This is a genomic window from Nocardiopsis prasina DSM 43845, assembly GCF_000341265.1.
Lineage (GTDB): Bacteria > Actinomycetota > Actinomycetes > Streptosporangiales > Streptosporangiaceae > Nocardiopsis > Nocardiopsis prasina.
On the sequence record NZ_ANAE01000125.1, the window covers coordinates 64,990 to 91,720 of the forward strand.

21 protein-coding genes and 1 tRNA gene are annotated in these 26,731 nt (G+C 70.7%); 16 read left to right on the plus strand and 6 right to left on the minus strand.

Annotation, left to right across the window (positions count from 1 at the left end; all coding sequences use genetic code 11):
* Positions 1-248 precede the first annotated feature (248 nt).
* From trpB to D452_RS0112835, 7 genes are all read left to right on the plus strand, one after another.
* Positions 249-1,466, plus strand: coding sequence for a tryptophan synthase subunit beta (gene trpB / locus D452_RS0112805; RefSeq protein WP_017544547.1), 1,218 nt, complete (start codon positions 249-251; stop codon positions 1,464-1,466).
* Positions 1,466-2,278 (plus strand): tryptophan synthase subunit alpha, encoded by an 813-nt coding sequence (trpA, locus tag D452_RS0112810; RefSeq protein ID WP_017544548.1) that lies wholly within the window; start codon positions 1,466-1,468, stop codon positions 2,276-2,278. Before trpB ends, trpA begins: the two co-directional genes overlap by 1 nt.
* Before the next feature lie 374 nt (positions 2,279-2,652).
* A complete protein-coding gene (locus D452_RS0112815; protein ID WP_026129249.1) occupies positions 2,653-3,162 on the plus strand; it encodes a MauE/DoxX family redox-associated membrane protein in 510 nt (169 codons plus the stop codon).
* 75 nt (positions 3,163-3,237) lie between these two features.
* Positions 3,238-4,230 carry a DsbA family protein gene (locus D452_RS0112820; RefSeq protein WP_017544550.1) on the plus strand — a complete coding sequence of 331 codons (993 nt, stop codon included), beginning with the start codon at positions 3,238-3,240 and terminating at the stop codon, positions 4,228-4,230.
* A gap of 46 nt (positions 4,231-4,276) precedes the next feature.
* Entirely contained in the window at positions 4,277-5,389 is a 1,113-nt protein-coding gene (lgt, locus tag D452_RS0112825) for a prolipoprotein diacylglyceryl transferase (RefSeq protein ID WP_017544551.1), read from the plus strand.
* 104 nt (positions 5,390-5,493) lie between these two features.
* Positions 5,494-6,660, plus strand: a complete 1,167-nt coding sequence (locus tag D452_RS0112830; RefSeq protein ID WP_017544552.1) for a hypothetical protein — start codon at positions 5,494-5,496, stop codon at positions 6,658-6,660.
* 368 nt (positions 6,661-7,028) lie between these two features.
* On the plus strand, positions 7,029-7,910 hold the full coding sequence (locus D452_RS0112835; protein ID WP_017544553.1) for a hypothetical protein: 882 nt from the start codon (positions 7,029-7,031) through the stop codon (positions 7,908-7,910).
* Between the two features lie 91 nt (positions 7,911-8,001).
* Here the strand turns inward: D452_RS0112835 and D452_RS0112840 are convergent, their stop codons facing one another.
* Positions 8,002-9,792 (minus strand): bis-aminopropyl spermidine synthase family protein, encoded by a 1,791-nt coding sequence (locus tag D452_RS0112840; RefSeq protein ID WP_040693702.1) that lies wholly within the window; start codon positions 9,790-9,792, stop codon positions 8,002-8,004.
* Between the two features lie 575 nt (positions 9,793-10,367).
* Between D452_RS0112840 and gltB the strand changes: the two genes are divergently transcribed.
* The 4 genes from gltB to D452_RS0112860 all read left to right on the plus strand — a co-directional run bounded on the left by gltB (position 10,368) and on the right by D452_RS0112860 (position 17,812).
* Positions 10,368-14,924 carry a glutamate synthase large subunit gene (gltB, locus tag D452_RS0112845; protein WP_017544555.1) on the plus strand — a complete coding sequence of 1,519 codons (4,557 nt, stop codon included), beginning with the start codon at positions 10,368-10,370 and terminating at the stop codon, positions 14,922-14,924.
* A gap of 27 nt (positions 14,925-14,951) precedes the next feature.
* The gene (locus tag D452_RS0112850; RefSeq protein ID WP_017544556.1) at positions 14,952-16,406 is read left to right on the plus strand and encodes a glutamate synthase subunit beta; all 1,455 of its coding nucleotides are present in this window, start codon (positions 14,952-14,954) and stop codon (positions 16,404-16,406) included.
* Between the two features lie 62 nt (positions 16,407-16,468).
* Positions 16,469-16,846, plus strand: a complete 378-nt coding sequence (locus D452_RS0112855) for a DUF2784 domain-containing protein (protein WP_017544557.1) — start codon at positions 16,469-16,471, stop codon at positions 16,844-16,846.
* Between the two features lie 72 nt (positions 16,847-16,918).
* A complete protein-coding gene (locus D452_RS0112860) occupies positions 16,919-17,812 on the plus strand; it encodes a prenyltransferase/squalene oxidase repeat-containing protein (protein ID WP_017544558.1) in 894 nt (297 codons plus the stop codon).
* 81 nt (positions 17,813-17,893) lie between these two features.
* On the opposite strand, the gene D452_RS0112865 is transcribed toward D452_RS0112860, so the two are convergent.
* On the minus strand, positions 17,894-18,604 hold the full coding sequence (locus D452_RS0112865) for a maleylpyruvate isomerase N-terminal domain-containing protein (protein ID WP_026129252.1): 711 nt from the start codon (positions 18,602-18,604) through the stop codon (positions 17,894-17,896).
* A gap of 162 nt (positions 18,605-18,766) precedes the next feature.
* On the opposite strand from D452_RS0112865, the gene pyk reads away from it, so the two are divergent.
* A complete protein-coding gene (gene pyk, locus D452_RS0112870) occupies positions 18,767-20,200 on the plus strand; it encodes a pyruvate kinase (RefSeq protein ID WP_026129253.1) in 1,434 nt (477 codons plus the stop codon).
* A 216-nt stretch (positions 20,201-20,416) separates the two neighbouring features.
* Here pyk and D452_RS0112875 read toward each other — a convergent pair whose 3' ends face one another.
* Positions 20,417-21,391, minus strand: a complete 975-nt coding sequence (locus tag D452_RS0112875) for a DUF1266 domain-containing protein (protein ID WP_026129254.1) — start codon at positions 21,389-21,391, stop codon at positions 20,417-20,419.
* 257 nt (positions 21,392-21,648) lie between these two features.
* Positions 21,649-22,572, minus strand: a complete 924-nt coding sequence (bla, locus tag D452_RS0112880) for a class A beta-lactamase (RefSeq protein WP_239646376.1) — start codon at positions 22,570-22,572, stop codon at positions 21,649-21,651.
* 136 nt (positions 22,573-22,708) lie between these two features.
* On the opposite strand from bla, the gene D452_RS0112885 reads away from it, so the two are divergent.
* The 3 genes from D452_RS0112885 (at position 22,709) to D452_RS0112895 (ending at position 24,965) form a co-directional block, all read left to right on the plus strand.
* Entirely contained in the window at positions 22,709-23,572 is an 864-nt protein-coding gene (locus D452_RS0112885; protein WP_017544563.1) for a LysR family transcriptional regulator, read from the plus strand.
* A complete protein-coding gene (locus D452_RS0112890; RefSeq protein ID WP_017544564.1) occupies positions 23,569-24,456 on the plus strand; it encodes a serine hydrolase in 888 nt (295 codons plus the stop codon). The genes D452_RS0112885 and D452_RS0112890 overlap by 4 nt, the downstream gene beginning before the upstream one ends.
* Before the next feature lie 62 nt (positions 24,457-24,518).
* A complete protein-coding gene (locus D452_RS0112895; RefSeq protein ID WP_017544565.1) occupies positions 24,519-24,965 on the plus strand; it encodes a VOC family protein in 447 nt (148 codons plus the stop codon).
* A gap of 37 nt (positions 24,966-25,002) precedes the next feature.
* Here the strand turns inward: D452_RS0112895 and D452_RS0112900 are convergent, their stop codons facing one another.
* Together D452_RS0112900 and D452_RS0112905 are read right to left on the minus strand one after the other, a co-directional pair.
* Positions 25,003-25,809, minus strand: coding sequence for a transposase (locus D452_RS0112900; protein ID WP_017544566.1), 807 nt, complete (start codon positions 25,807-25,809; stop codon positions 25,003-25,005).
* Positions 25,810-25,886: 77 nt separating this feature from the next.
* Positions 25,887-25,963 (minus strand) — tRNA-Leu (locus D452_RS0112905).
* A 161-nt stretch (positions 25,964-26,124) separates the two neighbouring features.
* On the opposite strand from D452_RS0112905, the gene D452_RS0112910 reads away from it, so the two are divergent.
* Positions 26,125-26,694, plus strand: coding sequence for an ANTAR domain-containing response regulator (locus tag D452_RS0112910; RefSeq protein WP_017544567.1), 570 nt, complete (start codon positions 26,125-26,127; stop codon positions 26,692-26,694).
* Positions 26,695-26,731: the final 37 nt, after the last annotated feature.

A 26,731-nucleotide genomic window follows, 5' to 3' on the forward strand; every position in this document is an offset into this window, starting at 1 on the left:
GATGGGATCGACGAAGGCGTACACGGAGCACGCGCGGCACACGCCCGCGCGCCCGCTCCGGCGCCGATGGCGATGGCTCTAGGGAGCCCGTAGGCACGACCCGCGGGTTCCCGTCGCCGCGTTGACCCGAAGCAACTCGCGCCGCCCGAGCCAGGCGGCCGCACGGCCGGTCGGCGCGCGGCTCCCGTGGGCGCGACGCCCCGGGCCGACTCCGCGCGCTCGGCCTCCTCTTCCCAGGAGAATTTCCCATGAGCCACGCCCAACCGGTACCCGACGACCGCGGGCACTACGGCCGCTTCGGCGGCCGGTTCGCCCCCGAGTCCCTCATCGCGGCCCTCGACGAGGTCGAGGCCGAGTGGGCCAAGGCCAAGGACGACCCCGCCTTCCAGGCCGAGTTCGACGAACTCCTCAAGAGCTACGCGGGGCGTCCCAGCCTCCTCACCGAGGCCCGCAACTTCTCCGAGCACGCGGGCGGGGCGCGCGTCCTGCTCAAGCGCGAGGACCTCAACCACACCGGCTCGCACAAGATCAACAACGTGCTGGGTCAGGTGCTGCTCACCAAACGCATGGGCAAGACCCGCGTGATCGCGGAGACCGGTGCGGGCCAGCACGGCGTGGCCACCGCCACCGCCTGCGCCCTCATGGGTCTGGACTGCGTGATCTACATGGGGGAGGAGGACACCAAGCGCCAGGCGCTCAACGTCGCCCGCATGCGCATGCTCGGCGCCGAGGTCGTCCCGGTCACCATCGGCAGCCGCACCCTCAAGGACGCGATCAACGAGACCTTCCGCGACTGGGTGGCCAACGTCGACCACACCCACTACCTCTTCGGTACCGCAGCGGGTCCGCACCCCTTCCCCAAGCTCGTCCGCGACCTGCACTTCGTCGTGGGCGCCGAGGCGCGCAAGCAGGTCCTCGAACTCACCGGCAGGCTCCCCGACGCCGTCGCAGCCTGCGTCGGCGGCGGATCCAACGCGATCGCGATCTTCGCCGCCTTCATCCCCGACGAGAGCGTGGCCCTCTACGGGTTCGAGGCCGGGGGAGCGGGCGCCGACACCGACCAGACCGCCGCCTCCATCACCGCCGGGAGCCACGGCGTCTTCCACGGCGCGCGCACCTTCGTCCTCCAGGACGAGTACGGCCAGACCCTGCCCAGCCACTCCATCTCGGCCGGGCTCGACTACCCCGCGGTGGGCCCCGAACACGCCTACCTGGCCGACACGGGACGCGCGGTCTACGAGCCCGTCACCGACACCGAGGCCATGGAGGCCTTCCGGCTGCTCTGCCGCACCGAGGGCATCATCCCCGCCATCGAGAGCGCGCACGCGCTGGCCGGCGCGATGAGGCTCGGCAAGCGCCTCGGGCCCGACGCCGTGATCCTGGTGAACCTCTCCGGACGCGGAGACAAGGACGTCAACACCGCGGCCGCCTACTTCGGCCTCGTCGACTCGGAGGGACAGGCGTGATGACCGCGACCACGCTCCAGACCAAGCTCGCCCAGGCCCGCGAGGCCGACCGCGCCGCGCTCGTCGGCTACCTGCCCGCCGGTTTCCCCGATGTCGACTCCTCGATCCGGGTCATCCAGGCCATGGTCGAGGGCGGGTGCGACGTCATCGAGGTCGGCCTGCCCTACTCCGACCCCATGATGGACGGTCCCACCATCCAGCGCGCCGCCGACCGGGCGCTGGCCTCGGGTACCACCACCGACGACGTCCTCCGGGTCGTGGAGGCCACGGCCGCGACCGGCGCCGCCGCCCTGGTCATGTCGTACTGGAACCCGATCGAACGCTACGGCGTGGAGCGCTTCGCCACCGAACTCGCCAAGGCGGGCGGGGCGGGGGTCATCACCCCCGACCTCATCCCCGAGGAGGCCGAGGAGTGGTACGCGGCCTCCGAGCAGGCCGGACTCGACCGGATCTTCCTGGTCGCCCCGTCCTCCACGGACCGGCGCCTGGAACTCACCACCGGCGCGTGCAGCGGATTCGTGTACGCGGCCTCGCTCATGGGTGTCACCGGTACCCGCGCCCAGGTCGCCGACACCGCCGAGGCCCTGGTGCGCCGCACCCGGGCGGTCACCCGTGAGTCGGGCCTGCCGATCTGCGTGGGGCTGGGCATCTCCACGGCCGCGCAGGCCGCCGAGGTCGCCGCCTATGCCGACGGCGTCATCGTCGGCGCCGGGTTCTGCCAGCGAGTCCTGGACGCCCCGGACCTGGAGACCGGGCTCGTCGCGGTCCGCTCCTTCGCCGAGGACCTCTCCGCCGGGGTGCGCTCCCGGTAGCCCGACCCCAGGGCTCGGGAGCCGATCCCGGCCCATGCCACAACCCCCGCGGTGGGCCGCGCCAGCAAGGCGCGGCCCACCGCTCTCGTGTCCGCACCCCAGCCGTCCCGGGCAGGTCAAGCCCAGGGTTAAGAGGGTGAGAATCGGGTGAGAGGCGCCCTCGGATCCCCGTGAACCGGCCACCCGTTCGGGCTCCGGGTGGTGTGATGGCGGTGTCCCGGACGCGTGGCCGCCCGCCGTGCTCTCCGGTTCCGACGCCCTGTGCCACAAAGTCACTACACACAGTAGGCTTTGTTCCAACACGAAGAGCGACCAGGCGCGCACCCAGTGGCATGAGCGCGAACGACCGACCCCCACTCCCGAAGGCCTCGCAGATGACGGAAACCCACGACGACACCCCCACCTCCCGGCCCACCGGCCGCTGGGAGACCGTCCAACCCTGGCTCACCCTCGCCTGCCGGGTCGGTCTCGCCGCCGTCCTCATCACCGCGGCCGTCACCAAGTTCCCGCCCGCCCTCTCCGTGCAGGCGGTCGAGGCCTACGACCTCTTCCCCACCGAGGTCGCCCAGTTCATCGGCCACGTCCTCCCGCTGTTCGAGCTCGCCCTCGCCCTGCTCCTCCTCGTGGGCCTGGCCACCCGCCAGGTCGGCGCCGTCGGCGCCCTGCTGATGATCGTCTTCATCGCGGGAATCCTCTCCGCCATGGCCCGGGGCCTCAACATCGACTGCGGCTGCTTCGGCGGCGGCGGCCAGGTCGACCCCGGCGAGACCACATACGGGCTCTCCATCGCACGGGACATCGCCTTCGCGGCCATGGGCGCCTTCATCGCGCTCTGGCCCCGATCCCCCTTCGCCCTCGACCGCGCCCTCGGGCTCTTCCGCTAGTCCCGGAACACGGTGCCCCGGCACCACCGACGCGACGGTCGACCACCTCCAGAAAGCCAGAAACAGAGGAACACCATGGGGAGTGAAGCGCGCAAGCGCTCCCGCGAGAAGCTCAGGGAACAGCGGGAGAAGGAGAAGCGGGCCGCCAAACGCAACCGGACCCTCATCGTCGTCGGCGCCGCCGCGGCCGTGGTCCTGCTCGTCGTCGGGATCGGCTACGCCGTCCTCACCTCCGACAACAGCGACGGCTACGAGGGCCCGCTGGCCGCCCAGACCCTCCAGGAGGACGGCAGCGTCGTCATGGCCGAGCCGGACGCCTCCGCCCCCGTCGTCGAGGTCTACGCCGACTACCAGTGCCCCGCCTGCCGCCAGTTCGAGCACTTCGGCGGTGACGTCCTCAAGGAGCAGGCCGCCGCGGGCACCGCCATCGTCCACTACCGGCCGATGAGCATCTTCGCCCAGCAGCCCGTCCCCATCAGCTCGAACTCACTGCGCGCCGGTGCCGCGGCCCGCGCCGCCGCGGACTACGGCGTCTTCGTCGAGTACAACGACACCCTCTTCGAGAACCAGCCCACCGAGGGCAAGGACGGCTTCACCGTCGACGAGCTCAAACAGTGGTTCCGCGACACCGAGCCCTCCGACGAGGACGCGCAGGCCTTCGACGACCGCGTCGACGGCGAGGCGGAGATCGTCAAGGAGTTCACCGAGGAGTACCTGCCCGCCCTCACCGCCGACGCCACCGAGCAGATCGGCGAGGAGAACATCGGAACCATGGTCCTGTCCGACCTCATCAGCTGGGGAGCCAGCAACGGACACGACCCCGCCTTCCTGGAGGGCACCTACACGGGCGAGATCATCGACGCCACAGGGAAGGCCTACACTCGCTACAGCGGAGCCAACGAGTTCCGCGCCACGCCTTCCGTCTACATCAACGGCGAGTTGCTCGACGGCAACACCGCCATGTCCGCCAGGGGCCTGTCCGACGCCATCGCAGAGGCGGGCGACGGCGAGGTCAACACCGAGCCGATGGACTCCGACGGCGGGGGTGACGCGGAGGAGAACCCCTGATCACCACCCCCGCACGCGGGGCGAACCCGAGAGCAGAGCAGTGACATTGTCGTCGACAGCTTCCGAGGGCGCGGCCGAGTTCGGCCGCGCCCTCGCGGCCATTCCCAGCCCCGAGATCAACTCGATCCCCATCGGGCCGTTCCAGATCCACTTCTACGCCCTGTGCATCCTCGCCGGGGTCATCGTCGCGGTCTACTGGAGCGAGCGCCGCTGGAAGGCGATGGGCGGCGAGCCCGGCACCATCATGGACATGGCCGTGTGGGCCGTGATCCTGGGGCTGATCGGCGGACGCCTCTACCACGTCATCAGTGACGCCCACCTGTACTTCGGGCCGGACCGCGAGGCCATCCGGGCCCTCTACGTGTGGGAGGGCGGACTGGGCATCTGGGGCGCCATCCCGCTGGGCGCCGTGGGTGTGTGGCTGGTCGCCCGCAAGCGCGGACTGTCGATGTCCAAGCTCTCCTTCGCGATCGCCCCCACCCTCCCGCTGGCCCAGGCCATCGGCCGCTGGGGCAACTACTTCAACCAGGAGCTCTTCGGGCGTCCCACCGACCTGCCCTGGGCGCTGGAGATCTACCCCACCCCCGAGGGCCACATGCGGGCGGGCATGGAGGTGGGAGTCACCACCTATCACCCGACCTTCCTCTACGAGTCCCTGTGGTGCCTGGTCCTGGCGGTCCTGCTGGCCTACCTCGGCCGCCGCTTCGAGGGCTCCCTCCAGGGCGGACGCCTCTTCGCCGTCTACGTCGTGGGCTACTGCGTCGGCCGCTTCTGGATCGAGTACCTGCGCGTCGACCCCGCCAACGACTTCTTCGGCATGCGCCTGAACAACTGGACCTCCATCGCGGTCCTGCTCGGCGCCCTGGCCTACTTCGTCTGGGCCGGCCGCCGCCTCGACTCCTTCTCCACCGCCGTCGTCCCCCACGGACAGGACGCCGGGACCCAGGTGTTCGGAGACACATCCGCCGGCGAGAAGGCCGACGAAGGCACCGTCTACAGTGCCGTCGACGGCGACGACTCGGTGTTCGACCAGGCCACGAGCGGTTCCGAGGGAGCCGGGACGGAATACCACCCGAGCCCTGAGCGATCTAGTAGCGAGGGCTCGGCGGAGGACGGCGCCGACGGCGCGGAAGGCAACTCCGGGTCGAAGCCCGAGTAGAGCGGGACATTCCGAAAACCGGCGCACCGGCCCGTGGCCGTGCGCGCCGTACGACGAAGCCCGCAACAGTCGAGCAGACCACGGGTTGACGATTGAGAAAGACCGTGAGCAGAGCCGAGTCCGGTCACGGACGCAGACGTCGGCGCGGCGGATCGCGCCGCGCCGAAAGCGCCCGCACCGAAGAGCACGTCGAGGAACACGGCCCCGAGGACGGGTACGAGGAGCAGTACGACCCGGAGGAGGACTTCTCCGCGGAGTACGGCCACACCCAGGCCCGCCCGGACGCCGAGTACGACGACTACGACGACCCCGAGGACGGTTACGAGGACGAGGAGGACCCGGAACACGGGGCCACTCGTGCCGAGGGCCGCAAGGGCCGACGCAAGGACAAGAAGGGCGTGGGACTCGTCTCCGCCTTCTCCGCGTCCGCGATCAAGAAGGTGTCGGTCCTGGGCGACCGGCCCAACCAGATCGTCTACACCCTTGCCGAACAGAGCAAGCGCAAGCGCGGCACCGCCGTGCTCGGAGTGCTCCTGGGCGCCTTCAGCATCGCCCTGGTCGCCCTCCTGGGACTGCTGACCTACCAGCTCGTCACCGGGACCGGCGGCAACACCGACCGGGGTGAGGAGAGCATCGTCGCGCCGCCGGAGGGGCACAGCACCATCACTCCGGAGCTGTACCTGTCCGAGCCCGACCGGCCCGAGGTGTTCGGTTCCATCGAGAACCGTCCCGACGACGTCGAGCCCATGACCGACGAGTCCGTCTTCGGGCCCGTCGAGGAACTCGACATGGCCGGGATGAAGCTGGAGCTCCAGGAGTCCGAGGTCACCGACTCCTGCACCTCACTGGTGTGGGGCGAACAGCTCGGCCAGAGCCTCCTGGACGCCAACTGCCTCAACGCGGCCTCCGGTGTGTACACCGACTCCGACGACGACTACGTCGCCCAGGTGACCCTGTTCGACCTCTCCGACAGCGCGGGCGCCACCGAGGTGGCCGCCGCCATGGACCCGGGCAACGTGGAGACCGGGGCGGGCTTCCTGCTGTCCCGTGAACTCGACGGCGTCGAGGGACTCCAGGAGGGCTACAGCCAGGCCACCACCCAGGTCATGGGTCACTACCTGGCCGTGTACTGGGTCGCGCGCACCGATGGCTCCCTGCCGGGGGACGACTCCGGTCTGGCCACCGCGAGCGTGGTCTCGCAGAGCGCCTTCGGGTTCGTCTACGACGAGGTCGTCGCGCACAAGCCCGAGGAAGAGGAAGAGGGAGAGTAGGAGCGGGTCTGTCCGGCCCCGTCGGGCGCCCCGATAGGATCTCGGACAGATCGATCCGCCCGCAGGGGTGTGTTCCAGGGATTTCTGGGAACACGGCCCCGGGGCCGACACCAGGCGGGAGGCGTCCCCCCGCCGTTCCCGAGCGCAACCGGGCCGGTCACCTCACGTGACCGGCCCGCATCCACGGAAAGGTCCTTTGGGTGTCCCCTTCTGAACCGTCGACGCCTGGCAGGCCGGGCCGCCGGAGGAAAAACAGCGAGCCAGCCGAACCCACCGCCCAGGAGGACCAGAACCGGTCCGAGAACCGCGAGGGCGGGCGCCGCAAGGGCGGCGGCCGACGCAAGAAGGAGCCCCGCCGCCTCCGCGGGATGCTGACCCTCCTGGTCGGCGCGCTCGTCGTCGCTCTCATCGCCCTGGGCACGGTGCTGTTCTTCCAGTTCTCCGGAGACGACGGCGGGGAACAGGTCGCCCAGGAGACCCGGCCCGCCCTGTACAAGGTCCAGGACTCCCAGGACAGCAACATGAACTCGGTGCTGGCCTCCCGGGAGCAGGACACCCGGCCGCTCAACGAGGGCGAACTCTTCGAGCGCCACAACTCCGAGATCTCCGGGCAGAGCCTGGGCTTCACCCTGCGCGACTCGGATCTGACCGAGGAATGCTCCGCGGCGGTCTGGGGCGAGCAGGTGGAGCGGGCCCTGGCCGACGCCGACTGCACACAGGCGGGCCGCGCCACCTACCTGTCCGAGGACGACGTCTTCGGTGTGGTCGCGGTGTTCAACCTCGCGGACATCGAGGGCAGCCGCGCCGTGGCCGAGGCCATGGAACTGCCCGAGGCCGAGGAGGGTGAGGAGCCGGCCGACCCCGGTTTCGTGCTCTCCCCCTCCGGTGAGGACCCCCTGAACCGTCTCGGCACCGGCTACAGCGCGGCGGACGCCATCATCACCGGCCACTACCTGGTCGTGGTGTGGGTCCAGCCCACCGACTCCGAGTCGGTCGACGAGCGGGTCAGCCTGGTCACACCGCTGGTGACCCTGGCCAACTTCCGCAACCCCTTCTTCCGCAGGATCGGTGAGCTCGGCGGTGACGCGCCCGCCGGTGCCGAGGAGGGCACCGGTACCGAGGAGGGCACCGGCACGGAGGAGGTGCCCGGTGCGGGCGACGGTACCGGGGAGGGCGTCGGCCAGGAGACGGTCGAGGACCCGCCCCCGGCGGACGGCACCGTGGAGGCGCCGGGGGTACCCGGCGAGTAGCGGCGCCACCCCTCGAACACGCGGGCGGGGCCCGGTGGGAACCACTTCCCTCCGGGCCCCGCCCCTGTTCGTGGACCCGGACCGATCCGGGTCAGTCCTCGCCGTCGGCCCGCGACTCCGTCGCGGCGGACTCCTCGACCCGGGCCAGGAGTTCCGAGGCCACCCCCGGCAGCTCCGCGAACCTGTGCTCGGGCAGGTCCAGCAGGCCGTGCCCCGCCACCCACTCGGGGGCCGAGGCCACCGCGTGCCGGGCCGTGCGCTTGTTGATCGGCCGCCCCGACCTGGCCGCCGCCTCCACGAGTCCCGTACGCAGGGTCGCCGTCAGCGTCCCGTGCGCCCGCCCCCGCACGTGCGCCAGCACGTGGTCGGCGCCCTCGCCCGGCTCCGGGTCCCGGGTGCACCGGATCGCGGTGAGGTCGGCGGCACCCACCCCCCGCAGGAAGCGGACCCGGCACCCGGGCTCCACCAGGGCACGGAATCCCTTCTGGCCCGCCTCGTCACGTACCCAGCGCGAGGACGAGGGCACCAGGACGAAGGTGTCGTCGGTGGTGGACGCCAGCGCGACGCGAGGCGCCAACCGCTCCCACCCGCCCGTGAGGTTGACCACGGCGCGCGCCCCCACGGCGGTGGGGGAGTCCATCCACGTGGACAGACGCACCCGGGCCTCTCCGGACACCTCCCGGGGCCAGTCACCGACGAGGGCGGGCGCGGTGTCGTCGGTACCCGATCGGCTCAGCTCGGCGATCCGCTCCAACGCCGCCGTGGCCCGCTCCGCGTCGAGCCCCCCGCGCGCCTCCTTGGCGTTGACCCCCTGGCTGTACACCCGCGAGGCGTCACCGCCGGGGGAGGGCAGGGTGCGCGCGAGGGGACGCAGCACGTACAGGTCGCTGGCGGCGCCGATCGACTCCGCCCCCAGGTAGCGGTTGAAGTCCGGCCACACCGCCTCCAGGAGGAGACCCGAGCGCACCATCCGCGCCTGCGTGGCGGCCGCGAGCTTCGGGGTGGTCTCGCTGGCACCGTAGGCCACCAGCACCCGGCCGCGCCTGGGATCGGCCAGACCCTCCACACCGCGCCGTACGAACAGGTCCACCCCGTCGGGGGTGTAGGGCGGATCGGTGAAGACCAGGTCGGCGCCCTCGCGCAGCGACGCGGGCAACCCCAGGCGCAGGTCGGCGGTGTGGGTGCGCACCGGCAGTCCCAGCCGCTCGGCCACCGCGTCGATGTGGGCCAGCACCCGCTCGTCCAGGTCCACCACCCGCACCCGGGCCTCCGGCTGCACCAGCGCCAGCGCCAGGGACGTGAGGTCGTGGTCGCCCACGCACAGCAGCGTGCGCTGGCGGAGGTCGAACCTCGTGGCCAGGAACAGGGCGCGGCGCAGCGCGGTCTCGGCGGTCGCGGACACGTGGTCCAGGTCCAGGTCGGAGGCGGGTCCCTCGGAGATCGCCCGCGCCAGCTCGGCGGTGGCCCCTGTGTGGGCGGGGAGCAGGTGGGCCACCGGGTCGGCCAGCGCCGGGGCGGGCGCACCGGTGTACGGGGCCGGCCGCGTCAGCCGGTGCCGGTCGCCCGAGGGCTCGCGCTCCAGCTCTCCAGCGGCCTCCAGAGCCCTGAACAGGGAGGCCACCACGGCGTGCGCGACACCGCTGGCGCGCACGAGGTCGTTGGCGCTCCACCAACGGCCGTCGGAGAGCAGCGCCAGGACCGACCGGGGGCGCGGGGCGTCGGGACCGTACTCGCGCAGGAAGTCCTCCACCGCCTCGGGGAGGGGCGGGCGGTCGGCGCGCCGAGGGGGCGTCTGAGTCTCCGGGGCGCCGGCTACGCGGGCGGCCTCGGGGGAGTCGGCTCCGGGATCGACCGGGCCGGGGGAAGTCGGGTGTCCTGCCATTCCGTGATCCTCCCACGTCGCGGACGCCCCGGAGGCGCCGCGGACGGGGCGGTCCCCACCGGATGAGGGGGATATCACTGCCCGGTGCGTTCCGTTCGCCCTTGGGAGTGGTGTCACCCCCGGGGTAACGTGGGAAGGCAGTGCTCAGCGCCTTCACGCGTCGGGAGAAGAACCGGACAACGATCGGTCTTTCATCCCCTTTGGGAGGTTTAGCGGGTTTCCCTCGTGGAAAAACCCGCAAGGCCAGCCCTCATCGGACCCCGGTCCGAGAGGGACCCACGCCACTCCCCAGGGAGCGGGCACACCACGGGCCACGGCGCACCGCGGCGCCATCTGGTCTAGACCTCCGATTCGCATCGGGGCCGGACCAGCCTGTATAAGAGAACCTGCCCGACACGGGCCGCCCACCGCCACCGGCGACACGAGGACGTGTACGCGACACGGTGCCACGGAACGGGCAACCCACACGGTCGGGAACCGCCCCCGGGCGGAACAACAGAATCACGCACGCAGCAGGGCCAACGTCGTCCCGGATGCGCTTTTCACGAAGCCGACGAGAGACGACTGGAGGGCAGATGCCCGCTGGAAACGTGCGGCGTTCGTCCGTCCGAACGAACGCAGACGCCACCCCCCAGGGCCTGTACGACCCCGCCTTCGAGCACGACGCCTGCGGAGTGGGCTTCGTGGCCGACCTCACCGGTCGTCAGAGCCACGACATCGTCAGCAAGGCGCTCACCGTCCTGCGCAACCTCGACCACCGGGGCGCCTCCGGAGCCGACCCCGACGACGGCGACGGCGCGGGCATCCTCACGCAGATCCCGCACGAGCTCTACACCGAGGTCTGCGACTTCCCGCTCCCCGCCGCGGGCGCCTACGCCACCGGCATCGGCTTCCTGCCCTCCGACGCCGCCGAGCGCGCCGCCGCCGTGCGGACCATCAACACCATCGTCGCCGACGAGGGCCTCACCCTCCTGGGCTGGCGCGAGGTCCCCTTCGAGCCCCAGTACAGCGGCCCCGCCGCCCGCGAGGCCATGCCCTACTTCGGGCAGCTCTTCATCACCGGCACCCCCGGCACCGCCACCGAGGGCCTCACCGGGATCGACCTCGAACGCCACGCCTACTGCGTGCGCAAGCGCGCCGAGCACGAGGCCGACGTCTACTTCCCGAGCCTGTCCCCGCGCACCATCGCCTACAAGGGCATGCTCACCACCCCGCAGCTGGAGCCGTTCTTCCCGGACCTGTCCGACCGCCGCTACGCCTCCGGCCTGGCCCTGGTCCACTCCCGGTTCTCCACCAACACCTTCCCGTCCTGGCCGCTCGCCCACCCGTTCCGCTACGTGGCCCACAACGGTGAGATCAACACGGTCAAGGGCAACCGCAACATGATGCGGTCACGCGAGGCCAAGCTCGCCACCGAGCTCATCCCCGGCGACCTGTCCCGCGTGTTCCCGATCGTCGACCCCGACGACTCCGACACCGCGTCCTTCGACGACGCCCTCGAACTGCTCCACCTGGGCGGCCGCTCGCTGCCGCACGCGGTCCTCATGATGATCCCGGAGCCCTGGGAGAACCACACCGAGATGGACCCGGCCGTCCGGGCCTTCTACGAGTACCACTCCACCCTCATGGAGCCCTGGGACGGCCCCGCCTCGGTGTCCTTCACCGACGGCACCGTCGTCGGCTCCGTCCTGGACCGCAACGGACTGCGCCCCGGCCGCTACTGGGTGACCGACGACGGCCTCGTCGTCCTCGCGTCCGAGGCCGGCGTCCTCGACATCGACCCCGCCACGGTCGTGCGCAAGGGACGGCTCCAGCCCGGCCGCATCTTCGTCGTCGACACCGCCCAGGGGCGGATCATCGAGGACGAGGAGATCAAGGCCGAACTCGCCGCCGAACACCCCTACCAGGAGTGGATCGACTCCGGCGTCCTGCGCCTGGCCGACCTCCCCGCCGCCGAACCCGCCCCGGTCACCGAACTCAACCTCGCCCAGCAGGTGTTCGGCTACACCGAGGAGGAACTGCGGATCATCCTCACACCGATGGCCCGCACCGGCGCCGAACCCATCGGCTCCATGGGCACCGACACCCCGGTGGCCGCCCTGTCCGCGCGCTCGCGCCAGCTCTTCGACTACTTCTCGCAGAACTTCGCGCAGGTCACGAACCCGCCGCTGGACGCCATCCGTGAGGAGATGGTCACCAGCCTGTCCACCCTCCTCGGAGCCGAGGGCAACCTCCTCCAGGCCTCCCCGGGCGACACCCAGCGCCTCGTCCTGCCCACCCCGGTCGTCGACCAGGCCCAGCTCGCCGCCATCGTCGCCGCCGGGCGGGACAACCCCGCGCTGCGCACCTTCACCGTCGACGGCACCTACCCCGTCGACGGCGGCGGCGAGGCCCTCTCCGCCCGCCTCGACGAGATCAACACCGAGGTCTCCCAGGCCATCGCCGACGGCGCCCACATCCTCGTGCTCAGCGACCGCCGTGCCGACGCCGAACGCGCCCCCGTACCGTCGCTGCTGCTCACCGGCTCGGTCCACCACCACCTGGTCCGCGAGAAGTCCCGCACCGAGGTCGGCCTCCTCGTCGAGGCCGCCGACGTCCGCGAGTGCCACCACGTGGCCCTCCTCGTCGGCTACGGAGCCTCGGCGGTCAACCCGTACCTGGCCCTGGAGACCGTCCGCGACCTGGTCGAGCGCGGCACCCTCGGCGGTGTGGAGGCCGACACGGCCGTCCGCAACACCGTCAAGGCTTTCGGCAAGGGCGTTCTGAAGGTCATGTCCAAGATCGGCGTGTCCACGGTCAGCTCCTACACCGGCGCCCAGATCTTCGAGGCCCTCGGCCTGGGCCAGGAGGTCATCGACCGCTGCTTCACGGGCACCACCTCCCGCCTGGGCGGCGTCGGCTTCGACATCCTCGCCGAGGAGGTCGCGCTCCGCCACCGCCGCGCCCACGCCGCCAACCCCAACGCCCACCGGCGCCTGGAGGTCGGCGGCGAGTACCAGTGGCGCCGCGAGGGCGAGCCCCACCTGTTCGACCCCGAGACCGTCTTCCGGCTCCAGCACTCCACCCGCGACCGCAAGTACGACATCTTCAAGGAGTACACGAACAGGGTCGACGACCAGTCCGCCCGGCTCATGACGCTCCGGGGACTGTTCCGCCTCAAGGAGGGCGTGCGCGAACCCGTCTCCATCGACGAGGTCGAGCCCGTCTCGGAGATCGTCAGGCGCTTCTCCACCGGCGCCATGTCCTACGGCTCCATCTCCGCCGAGGCCCACGAGACCCTCGCCATCGCGATGAACCGCCTCGGCGGCAAGTCCAACACCGGCGAGGGCGGCGAGGACCCGGCCCGCTTCACCCCGGACGCCAACGGTGACCTGCGCCGCAGCGCCATCAAGCAGGTCGCCTCCGGCCGCTTCGGCGTCACCTCGCACTACCTCAGCAACGCCGACGACATCCAGATCAAGATGGCCCAGGGCGCCAAGCCCGGCGAAGGCGGCCAGCTGCCCGGCCACAAGGTCTACCCGTGGGTGGCCAACACCCGCCACTCCACCCCCGGCGTCGGCCTCATCTCGCCGCCGCCCCACCACGACATCTACTCCATCGAGGACCTCGCCCAGCTCATCCACGACCTCAAGAACGCGAACCCGTCCGCGCGGGTCCACGTCAAGCTGGTCTCCGAAGCCGGTGTGGGCACCGTCGCCACCGGCGTGTCCAAGGCGCACGCCGACGTCGTCCTCATCTCCGGTCACGACGGAGGCACCGGCGCCTCGCCGCTGACCTCCCTCAAGCACGCGGGCACCCCCTGGGAGCTCGGCCTCGCCGAGACCCAGCAGACCCTGCTGCTCAACGGCCTGCGCGACCGCATCGTCGTCCAGGCCGACGGCCAGATGAAGACCGGCCGCGACGTCGTCGTCGCCGCCCTGCTGGGCGCCGAGGAGTACGGTTTCGCCACCGCGCCCCTCGTCGTCTCGGGCTGCGTCATGATGCGCGTCTGCCACCTCGACACCTGCCCCGTGGGCGTGGCCACCCAGAACCCCGCCCTGCGCGAGCGGTTCTCCGGCAAGGCCGAGTACGTCGTGAACTTCTTCGAGTTCATCGCCCAGGAGGTCCGCGAGTACCTGGCCCAGCTCGGCTTCCGCAGCCTCGACGAGGCCATCGGCTCCGTCGACCTGCTCGACACCGCCGAGGCCGTCGACCACTGGAAGGCCCAGGGCCTGGACCTGTCGCCGATCCTGCACGAGGTCGAGCCCATCGCCGGGGACCACCGCGCCCACCGGCGCATCCAGGACCACGGTCTGGAGAAGGCGCTGGACAACACCCTCATCCAGCTCAGCGAGGGAGCTCTCGACTTCGGCCAGCCGGTCCGCCTCGAGCTGCCCGTGCGCAACGTCAACCGGACCGTGGGCACCATGCTCGGGCACGAGGTCACCAAGCGCTACGGTGCCGACGGCCTGCCCGCCGACACCATCGACGTGTCCTTCACCGGCTCCGCCGGGCAGTCCTTCGGCGCCTTCGTGCCCCAGGGCATCACCCTGCGGCTGTCCGGCGACGCCAACGACTACGTCGGCAAGGGCCTGTCCGGTGGCCGCGTCATCGTCCGCCCCGCACAGGCCTCCACCCTCGCCGCCGAGGAACACATCATCGCCGGAAACGTCATCGGCTACGGCGCCACCTCCGGGGAGATCCTCCTCCGGGGCGTCGTCGGCGAACGCTTCTGCGTCCGCAACTCCGGCGCCACCGCGGTCGTCGAGGGCATCGGCGACCACGGCTGCGAGTACATGACCGGCGGGCGCGCCGTCATCCTCGGCCGTACCGGGCGCAACTTCGCGGCGGGCATGTCCGGAGGCATCGCCTACGTCCTCGACCTGGACACCGAACGCGTCAACCCCGAGATGGTCGAGGTCGAGGCCCTCACCGACGAGGACCGCGAGTTCCTCACCGGCGTCCTCACCCGCCACCACGCGGAGACCGGCTCCACCGTCGCCGAACGCCTCCTGGCCGAGGGCAGCAAGGGGCTCGACCGCATCGCCAAGGTCATGCCGCGCGACTTCAAGCGCGTCCTGCTCGCCCAGGCCGAGGCCGAACGCGAGGGTCGCGACGTCAACGAGGCCGTCATGGCCTCCGCACAGTCCTGAAGTCAGCACACGAGAGGAGGAGGAACCATGGCTGACCCCAAGGGTTTCCTGAAGATCACCGAGCGCGAGCTCCCCAAGCACCGCCCCGTCGACGTCCGCATCCAGGACTGGCGCGAGGTCCACGAGGACTTCGACCGAGGAACCGTCACCAAGCAGGCCTCGCGCTGCATGGACTGCGGCATCCCCTTCTGCCACAACGGATGCCCCCTCGGGAACCTCATCCCCGAGTGGAACCACCTCGTGTACACGCACGACTGGGCCGAGGCGATCGAACGGCTGCACGCCACCAACAACTTCCCCGAGTTCACCGGGCGCCTCTGCCCGGCGCCCTGTGAGTCCGCCTGCGTGCTCGGCATCAACCAGCCCGCCGTGACCATCAAGAACGTCGAGGTCTCCATCATCGACCGCGCGTGGGAGGAGGGCTGGGTCAAGCCCCTGCCCCCCACCCACCGCACCGGCCGGACGGTCGCCGTCGTCGGCTCCGGCCCCGCCGGACTGGCCGCCGCGCAGCAGCTCACCCGCGCCGGACACGACGTGACGCTCTACGAGCGCGCCGACCGCGTCGGCGGCCTGCTCCGCTACGGCATCCCCGAGTTCAAGATGGAGAAGCGGCACATCGACCGCCGCCTCGCCCAGATGACTGCGGAGGGCACCACCTTCCGCACCGGCGTCAACGTCGGCGTGGACGTCACGGGCGACCAGCTCCGGGCCGACCACGACGCCGTCGTCCTCACCGGCGGCGCCACCAAGTGGCGCGACCTGCCCGCCACCGGCCGCGAACTCAACGGCATCCACCAGGCCATGGAGTACCTGCCCCTGGCCAACCGGGTGCAGGAGGGCGACCTCGACCGCGCGCCCATCCACGCCGAGGGCAAGCACGTCGTCGTCATCGGCGGCGGCGACACCGGCGCGGACTGCGTCGGCACCGCCCACCGGCAGGGGGCCGCCTCGGTCACCCAGCTGGAGATCATGCCCAAGCCCCCCACCACGCGCCCCGATCACCAGCCCTGGCCCACCATGCCGATGCTGTACAAGGTCACCAGCGCCCACGAGGAGGGCGGCAAGCGGATCTACTCCGTCAACACCCTGGAGTTCCTCGGGGACGAGGAGGGCAACGTCCGCGCCCTGAAGCTGGTCGAGGTCAAGCGCGGCTCCAACGGCTTCGAACCGGTCGAGGGCACCGAGCGCGAGATCCCCGCCGACCTCGTCACCCTCGCCATGGGCTTCGTCGGCCCCGAGAAGGAGGGCCTGCTCGACCAGCTCGGCGTCGAACTCGACGGCCGCGGCAACGTGGTCCGCGACGCCGACTACCGGACCACCGTCGACGGCGTCTTCTGCGCCGGGGACATGGGCCGGGGCCAGTCGCTCATCGTCTGGGCCATCGCCGAGGGCCGCTCGGCCGCCGCCGGGGTGGACCGCCACCTCACCCAGGACACCGTCCTGCCCGTGGCCATCCCGCCCACCGAGCGCCCGCTCGTGTAGGAGACCACCACCCGGGCGCGGGGGCCTGTCCCCGCGCCCGGCCCTCCCCCTACCATCGAGCCATGGTGTACCGCGTCATCGGTGAGGGGGCCATGGTCCTGCACCTGGTCTTCCTCGCCTACGTCGCGCTCGGCGGCTTCCCGGCCTGGCGCTGGCCCCGCCTGTTCTGGCCCCACCTGGCCATCGCCCTCTACGGCCTGGGCATCACCGTCATCGGCTGGCAGTGCCCCCTCACCCATGTGGAGGACTGGGGCCGCCGGAACGCCGGACAGGCCGGGCTCCCGCCCGAGGGGTTCATCGCGCACTACCTCACCGGCGTCATCTACCCCGCCGAGCACCTCCTCACAGCGCAGCTTCTGGTGGCCCTGAGCGTCGCCGTGTCCTGGGCCGGAGCGCTTTACCTGCACCGCCAACGCAAGCGCCCCGAGAACGCCGCGTAAAGATCGCGAATGGATCAGGGCCACACTGTTCTCCCTGCCCAGACCCCGCCGTACCGTCGAATTATGACCGTTGTGACCTGGGATTCGTACCGCGCAGCAGAACACTTCACCATGCGCAGCGCCCGGCTCGTCGACCGGCACCGCTTCGCCTACCTCTTCCAGAGCGGACCAGCCGAACCGGTCCGCGCCACACTCTCCGCCTACCGCAACCTCGACGGCGGCTACGGCAACGGACTCGACCCCGACCTGAGGGGCCACGCCAGCCAGCCCGTGGCCACCGAGATCGCCCTGCGCTACCTCGACGAACTCGGCCCCGTCCCCGACCAGATCGGAGCCGGCGTCTGCCGGTACCTCGCCACCGTCAGCAACGACGACGGCGGGCTCCCGACCTCGCTCCCCAACGCCCGCTACACCGCGTCCGCGCCCTGGTACCGCCACAACCACGACTTCGGGAGCCGGCTCGACATCACCGCGATGATCACCGGGCTCCTCCACAAGAACAACATCACCCACCCCTGGCGCGACCACGCCACGGCCTTCTGCTGGAAGCACGTCGACTCGCTCAAGTGGACCAACCCGCACGAGGCCATCGGCATCTGCTGCTTCCTCCAGCACGTCCCGGACCGCCCCCGTGCCATCGTCGCGATGAACCACCTCTCCCACATGATCCGCGCCGTCATCGACGTCCACCCCCGGGCCACCGGGCACGTCCACACGCCGCTGGACCTGGCCTCACACCCGGGCCACATCGCCCGGCCGCTCTTCACCGACCAGGAGATCGAACGCAACCTCCAGGCCTTCGAGGACCAGCAGCGCCCCGACGGGGGCTGGGACGCGTGCTGGGACGACTGGGACACCGTCGCCACCCTCGAACGCGAGGGCATGCGCACCATCCAGCGGCTGCGCATCCTGCGGGCCTACGGGCACGTGCAGCCCGACCTGCCCCGCCCCCGCCGCGCCGGCTGAGGGACCCGCGCGGGGGAGCGGGCCGACAGGGGGGCGGCGATCAGCAGGAGCGGACCGCCGCCCACGGCACCGAGACCCGGCTCAGCCCAGAGCCAGCAGACGCACCCCGGCCGCAGCCAACGCCGCCCGGTCCACCTCGGAGTCCGACCGCCCCGTCACCGCGCGCACCGCCGCCCACGACGGGCCCCGGGGACCCACCCCCTCCGGCAGCACCCGCCGCAGCTCCTCCGGGTCCACCGACCCGAACAGCACCCCGCGGAGCACGTCCAACGCGGCCCCCGACGTCCACGGCTCACGGCCCAGCGCGTCCGCCAGGTCCAACCCGTGCAGCGCCAACTCCACCACCCGGGTCACCAGGTAGTCCGTCAACAGCATCGGGTCCCCGTGCCGCGTCACGATCCGCCGGTCCGCCGGCTCACCCGGAAGACGCCCCGCCAGAGCGTCCCAGATCCCGCCCAGCACCCGGCCCGGCTCCGCCGCGTCCTCACGCCGCGCCGCCCGCTCCACCGCGCCCTCCACACGCGCCGCGTTCACCTCCGGCGAGAACCGCACCTCGGGCACGTAGTACCCCGCCGCCGAGACCAACCCCTCCGACACGCCCGGCCGACCCTGGTCCAGGGCCACCAGCACCTGGTTCAACGAACCCGCGGTGTGCACCGACAACGCCGCCACGTCCCACGGAACACACCGTGTGGGCAACACCACCTCGGCCTCCGACAGGCCCAGCAGGACCCCCTCCAGCGCCATGACCTCCGCCACCAGAGCGGACTCCACCACAGAACGATCGAACACCGACAACCCCTCCGTCAGACACCGAACACGGCTCCACGGCCGCGCCCACATCCAACACCCCTTACGCAGGGTCACCACGTTCGCCCCAACTCCACCTCAGATACGTGTATTCGCAACCTGGTTTAGACCACTCCATCCCCCAGACGCTCTAAAGTGATAGTCGTGACACGTCGAGCAAAAATCGTTGCGACCCTTGGCCCCGCCACATCGAGCCCGGAGACACTCCGGCGCCTCGTCGACGCGGGCCTCGACGTCGCCCGTCTCAACCTCAGCCACGGAACCCACGACGACCACCGCGCCAGCCTCGCCAATCTCAGGCAGGCCGCGGCGGACGCCAACCGAGCAGTGGGGGTCCTCGCGGACCTCCAAGGACCCAAGATCCGCGTGGGAACCTTCCCCGACGGACCCGTCGAACTCGCCGCGGACGACGAGTTCACCATCACCATCGAGGACGTGCCCGGCGACCGCCAGCGCGTCTCCACCACCTACAAGGGGCTTCCCAGCGACGTCCGCCCCGGCGACCGCGTCCTCATCGACGACGGCCGCGTCGTGCTGGAGTGCACCAAGACCACCAGCACCGAAGTCCACACGCGCGTCATCTTCGGCGGCACCGTCTCCAACCACAAGGGACTCAACCTCCCCGGAGTCGCCGTCAGCGTGCCCGCCCTCACCGACAAGGACGAGGCCGACCTGCGCTGGGCCCTCGCCCAGGGCGTCGACATGGTCGCCCTCTCCTTCGTCCGCAGCCCCGCGGACGCCGAGGAGTGCCACCGCATCATGGACGAGGAGGGCGTCACCGTCCCCCTCATCGCCAAGATCGAGAAGCCCCAGGCGGTCGAGCGCCTCCAGGACATCATCGAGGTCTTCGACGGCGTCATGGTCGCCCGAGGCGACCTCGGTGTCGAACTGCCCCTGGAGAACGTCCCGATGGTGCAGAAGCGCGCCGTCGAACGCTGTCGCGACAAGGCCAAGCCGGTCATCGTCGCCACGCAGATGCTCGAGTCCATGATCAGCGCGCCCCGACCCACCCGGGCCGAGGCCTCCGACGTCGCCAACGCCGTCCTCGACGGCGCCGACGCCGTCATGCTCTCCGGCGAGACCAGTGTCGGCCAGTACCCCATCGAGACCGTCGAGACCATGGCGCGCATCGTCAGCGCCGCCGAGCAGGAGTCCCTGCGCGCCTCGCACATCCTCAACCGGGTGCCGGAGACCACCGGCGGGGCCATCGCCCGCGCCGCCGCCGAGATCGGCGCCACCGTCGGCGCCAAGGCCCTGGTCGCCTTCACCATGTCCGGTGAGACCGCCCGGCGCCTGGCCCGCTACCGCTCACCCATCCCGCTCCTGGCCTTCACCACCGAGGCCGAGACCCGGGGCAGGCTCTGCCTGACCTGGGGCACCGAGAGCAACCAGGTCCCGTGGGTCGACAACACCGACGACATGGTCCGCCAGGTCGAGAACGAGCTCCTCCAGCTCGGCGACTACCACAAGGGCGACAAGGTCGTCATCGTCGCCGGCAGCCCGCCCGGAACCACCGGTTCCACCAACTCCCTGCGTGTCCACCGACTCGGCGACGCCGTCGCCCTCGGTACCAGCTGAACCAGCTGACGCGTGAACGGGCGCCCCGACCGGGCGCCACCTGACGGGCCGCATCAGGTCCGGCCCGGGGGAAGGCGTACTGAGCCGCGCCGACCTCTCCGGGCCGACCGGTGCGGCCGATGTCATGTCCGGGGTCGGGCCGACGCGGGGGAGGGGCGTGCGCCGGAGCACGCGGAAGCGCCACGACGGCTCTCCGGGGTCACTGCTCCCCGGGGATCACTGCTCCTGGTGGGAGGAGACCCCGCCCTCGAAGGTCACCCGGTCCAACGGCATGTCCCAGGGCAACAGGTTCCAGGGGCTCCTCGGGTCCTCGTCCAACAGACCCAGTGCCACCCACACACGGTCGGCGTCCGGCCGGTCGAACTCCACCGGGTCACCGTCCACGCCCTTGTCCGGCCAGAGCAGGTAACCGGCGTGGAAGGCCGTGGACAGCTGTCCCCACGACGAGTAACGGCGCTGGAGGTCGGAGGCCACCCGCCGCAGCAGCGTCTGCGTCTCCACCGGGCTCAGCCAGTCCAGGGTCGCCCCGCCGCACACCAACCGGATGACGTGCACCGACTTCCACCACTGGTAGGCGCCGATGATCACCGTCTCGTCGGCCTCGGTCACGCGCGTGACCGACCGCAGCCGGGCCACCTGCTCCGGAGACAGCTCCACGGTCTCGCCGGTGTCCAGCCCGCCCTGGTCCAGGGGCAGCCGCGACCGGGCCGTGCCCGCGCGCAGGTCCACCGCCAGGTCCAGGCTCGGCCCCTGGTGCAGCCCCGCCAACAGGGTGTCGACCGCGGCCAGCAGGGACTCCCGGTCCACCACCGACCACTGGCGCTCCAGCATCCGCCGGTACCGGCGGCGCAGACTCGGCCGCGCCACCACGTCCCAGGGCTCGGCCAGCGCCACACGGAACGGGGCCGCCGCCGCGGCGGCCCAGCGTTCGGTGCTCAACGGGGCCTCGGGGTCCTTGGTCCGGATCGTCGGCGACTCACGCGAGCCCACCACCAACTCGGCGAAGGAACCCGCGGCCAGGACCAGCAGGGGAAGGAACGACCAGCCTGGCAGGTCCACCGCGACGAGCAGGACCGCAAGCAGGGCCACCGGGGTCCACAACCACGGCTGCCGACGCCGGGAACCCCAGGCCACCACGACCCAGGCCCCGATCACCAGCGCGCCGATCACCCCGGCCACCGCGGTCAACAACCGTCGCCCCTCTCTCGCTGCGTGCCCGATCCGACTGGGCTTTCCGCCATCAAGGATCAGGGACGCGACGGCTTCCAGGCGACCGAACCCACGGGTTGTGCTCAGGTTGTGGCCGTGATGTGACCGGTTCAGCCAGCTTGTAGCTACATAAAATGACAAAAGGCCTATTTGGGGTCGAATAGGTCGGGTAGTTACAGAGGTTCTGGCCAGTCTGTCCCGACCCGGCCAGAACCCCCGCGACAACCGCCGAAAACCCCCTAGCCCAGGGCCTCCACGACCACCTCGGTCGCCTCCGCGACCAGCGCGTCGTCGTACTCCGCGTCCTCGACGTCACGGCTCGACAGCACGGCCAGCAGGATCGGGTCGCCCTCGCCCTCCTCCGGCCACAGCACCGCGATGTCGTTACGCGTCCCGTGACCTCCGCCACCGGTCTTGTCGCCCACGACCCAGCCCTCCGGCACACCCGCACGGATCAGATCGTCACCCGTCGTGTTCCGCACCAGCAGATCCACCAGCACCTCACGGCGGTCCTCCGGCAGGACCTCGCCCAGAGTGAAAGCCTCCAGGCTCCCCGCCAGGGCCTCCGGGGTGCTCGTGTCGCGCTCGTCACCCGGAACGGCCTCGTTGAGGTCCGGCTCCCACCGCACCGGGTTGGTCACGTCGTCGCCGGTGAGCTCCTCCAACGCGGAACCGAACCCCTCCGGGCCGCCGATCTCCTCCAACAACAGGTTCGCCGCCGCGTTGTCGCTGAAGCGCACCGTCGCGTCACACAGCTCCAACAACGACATCCCCGACTCCAGGTGCTCCTCCACCACCGGCGAGTGCGGCACCAGCACACTCTCGTCGAAGGTCACCACCCGTTCCATCTCCTCCAACGAGTTCCCCGACAACACCACCCCCGCCAACAACGCCTTGAACGTCGAGGCGAACGCGAACCGCTCACCCTCCTGGAACGCCACCTCCTCGCCCGATCCCGTGTCCAACGCGTACACACCCAACCGGGCGTCGAACTCCTCCTCCAGGGCCTCGAACTCCGCCTCGAAGTCCACCGTCACCGAAGCCGACTCCGCGGGCGTACCCGTGCCCCCCGCACCCTCGGCAGCACCACACCCCACCAGAGGCACCAACGCCACCGACGCAACGAAACCGCGCCACCACACACCGCGCACAGCAAAGCCCACGAAAGCCCCCAAAGGAACAGGAATCAGAAGAGAGGCGAGCCAGAACCGACCCGCCCCCGCAGTCTCACCAACCACCACCCATGCTGTCCAAGACACAAACAGCCACACCCATGCTATTTCGACATAAGCTCAGACCATGGACCTCGTCGGAGCCTGCACCGCCTTCATCCACGTCAGCGACCGAGGCAGCTTCACCCTCGGAGCCGCCGCCGCGCGCATCCCCCAACCCGTCGCCAGCCGCCGCATCGCCGCCCTGGAGAAACACCTCGGCGCACCCCTCTTCGACCGCACCACACGACGCGCCACCCTCACCCAGTTCGGCCACACCGTCCTGCCCACCGCACGACGCCTCGTCGACCTCGCCCACACCCTCGAACACGACGCCGCCCAGGCCCGCCGCACACCCCTGCGCCTCGCCGTCCCCGCCACCTGCACCACCCACGACCTCGCCCACCTCACCGCCCAGGCCCGCCGCCACGACCTCCACCTCGACCCCCACCCCGCGCCACCCGCCCAACGCGAGGAACTCCTCCACACCCGACAGGTCCGCACCGCCATCACCGCCGTCCCACCCGACCGCGCGCACTGGACCGTCCCCCTCGGCCTCGCCACCCACCACCCTCCCCACGCCAACACCCACTACCTCGAAACCCTCCGCCCCCACCGCGACGACACCACCCCGCCCCGCCGCCTCTGGATCCAGCCCGAGGACGACACCCCCCACATCCGCGACCCGCTCACCCACACCGGCGACACAATCGGCCTCCAACCCACCCAGATCACCCGCGCCACCACCCTCACCACCGCCACCGCCGAGATCCTCACCACCCACGACCTCCTCCTCTGCTCACCCCGCCAGGCCGACGACCTCAACCTCCACTGGCGCCCCATCGGAGAGATCCAACCCACCCGCACCTACACCGCCACCGGAGAACAGTCCGAGACACTCCGCACACACCTGCACCCACACATCGCCCAATGCCTCGGAGCCACCCCGTGATCACCCAACGACTCCAGACCGAACTCGAACAGGCCGGACTCCAGGCCTCCCTCCTCGTCCGCGACCTCAACACCGGCCACGAGATCGGCATCGACCCCGACACCGAGTACGCCACCGCCTCCCTCGTCAAGATCCCCCTCGCCCTCGCCACCCTCGAACGCCTCCACCAGGGCGAACTCGACGGCACCACCCCCGTCCGCGTCGAACCCGGCGGCCCCACCACCGGCCCCATCGGCCTCGGCCGCTTCCGCCACCCCGCCACCGTCGCCGTCGACGACCTCCTCTACCTCGCCATGTGCCTCAGCGACAACGTCGCCGCCGACACCCTCTTCGACCTCACCCCACCCGCACGGACCACCGACGTCCTCCGCGCCCACGGCATCCACGGCATCACCGTCCGCCACCGCGTCCGCGACCTCAACGAAACCCCCGCCGAACGCCTCGCCCCCGACGAGACCCACCTCGCCCACACCCTCGCCATCCAGGCGGCCAGCGCCGGACGCGGACACCGCATCCCCCAACTCGACGTCACCCGCGCCAACTCCGGCTCCGCCCGCGCCCACGTCGACCTCCTCCAGGCCCTGTGGAAACCCACCACCATCCACCCCGACACCGCCGCCCGCCTGCGCTCCCTCATGGCCGACAACGTCATCCGCCACCGCCTCGCCCCCGAGTTCAGCACCGACGCCAGCACCTGGTCCTCCAAGACCGGCAGCGTCCTCAACCACCGCCACGAGGTCGGCGTCGTCGAACACAGGGGAGGCGAGGCCTACGCCATCGCCGCCCTCACCGCCTCCTCCGTCCCCGCCCGCCACCAACCCGCCGCCGAAGCCCTCATCGGACGCGCCGCCCGCACCCTCCGCGACCACCTCCGCGCCACCTGACCAGACCCGAAACTGACGTGCCGTAGAGGAACAACAGACCAGCTCAGACGTAGCGTTGAGGCATGCTCACACAGATCGCCATCCACTCCGTGACCGTCCTCGACCAGGACGAGGCCCTCGACTTCTACGTCGGCAAACTCGGCTTCGAGGTCGGCGACGACGTCGACATGGGATTCATGCGGTGGCTCACCATCACCCTGCCCGCCGACCCGGACCGCCACATCCTCCTGGAGGTGCCCTCCCAGGACGAGAACGGCGCCCAGGTCCGCGAACTCCTCACCAAGGGCGCCCTCGGCGTCGCCGCCATCATCAACACCGACGACTGCCAGGCCACCTACGACACCCTGCGGGCGCGAGGAGTCCAGTTCACCGAGGAACCGACCCAGCAGCCCTACGGCATCGACTGCGCCCTGCGCGACCCCTTCGGCAACCACCTCCGCATCACCCAGCCCACACCGATGCAGGAGATCACCGAGGAGGACCTCAGGCGCTGGCGGGGTGAGGAGTAGCCCCGCCCGCCCGTGCCCCACGGGTGCTCGGGCGTCCTCAGTACTTGGGCCCCACGAACGCGTCCATCCGCGCCACCGCGTCCCGCTGGGACACCGAAACGACGTGTTTGTCCCGGTAGCGCGGTTCCTGCCTGATCACGTGGACCTTCCACGCGATGTCCAACCGGTCCAGAGCGTCGGTGAACACCCCCACGATGTCCGTCGAGGAGTTCGTGAAGTGGTAGCGCGGGTACTCGTAGTGCACCGTCTCCCCGTTCCGTCGCTTCCTGCGTATCCGATTGATCACCCGGCAACCGTCCGAGTGGATGAGGCCGCGTATCAGGGCTTCGGGATGCTGGTTCACGATGGCGGCCTGCCAGGGCTCCAGAGCGATGGTGCGGTCGTGTTTTTTGCCCGGCCCGTGTTGGGGGAACAGACAGGGCCAGTGCTTCCAGTTGCTGTGCACCTCGGTGCACCCCGTGGAGGGGACCCGGGAGACCCTGTGGTCGGGGCGGATCGCGGCCATACTCCCCGCGCAGAGTTCTATGAGTCCGGGCCAGGTGTCGGAGCACATGACACGCAGCCGCCAGACCCCCTTCGTGGGGTCTCCGGCCGGGGTGAGACACCCGTCGCCGAGGTAGAGGCCCAGGAGGTACCCGTACGCATCCGTTCGTCGGGGTGGGGCGGGTACGGGTTCACACCGGGGACACAGGTCGGTGCCGACGTACCTGTCCACGAGTGAACGGTCGAGGATCCACGTCCGAAGCGTGGACCGGTTGATGCCCGTCCGACGGCTGACCTCCGCGCAGGAGATTCCGGAATCGATGAGGGAGACGGCCTCGCGCCTGACATGCGGTGAGTACATACGGTGCATGTTCACTCACGCCTCGGACATTCCCGGATGGCTTCGAACGCAGAAAAGCCACCCGTGGGGGTGGCTGCTGGTGCCCCGAGTGGGATTCGAACCCACACTTGATGGTGTTTGAGACCATTGACTCTGCCGGTTGGTCTATCGGGGCGTTTGAGTTGTTGGTTCCGATTGTCCGGTTTGCCTGTTCGGCCTCCCGGGGCGACGCTCCGTCAACGGTGGAGTCACGATTGACGCGCATTGCCGGGGCCAACGGTCAGCATACTAGCGGATCTCGGTAACCTCGTGTACGTGACGAGGACGCAGAGCCGTGTGGTGATCGCGGAAGACGAGGCCCTGATTCGCCTGGATCTCAAGGAGATGCTCGAAGAGGACGGTTACGCCGTCGTCGGGGAGGCTGGCGACGGTGAGGCCGCCATTCGGCTTGCCCAGGAGCTCAAACCCGACCTGGTGATCACCGACATCAAGATGCCGGTGCTCGACGGCCTGTCGGCCGCCGAGCGCATCGCCGGGGAGCGCATCGCCCCGGTCGTGATCCTGACCGCCTTCTCCCAGCGGGAGCTGGTGGAGCGGGCCCGCGAGGCCGGGGCCATGGCCTACCTGGTCAAGCCGTTCAGCAAGTCGGACCTGGTGCCGGCGATCGAGATGGCCACCTCGCGCTACGCCGAGTTGGCCGCGCTGGAGGCCGAGGTCGGCAGCCTCCAGGAGCGACTGGAGACCCGAAAGCTCGTGGAGCAGGCCAAGGGCCTGCTCCAGACCCGCCACGGGATGAGTGAGCCCGAGGCGTTCCGGTGGATCCAGAAGAACTCCATGGACCGCCGGCTGACCATGCGCAAGGTCGCCGAGACCGTCGTCGAGACGCTCGGGGGACAGTCCTCCTGACGGACCGACCGCCGCAGCCCTGAACCGGGGCCGTACC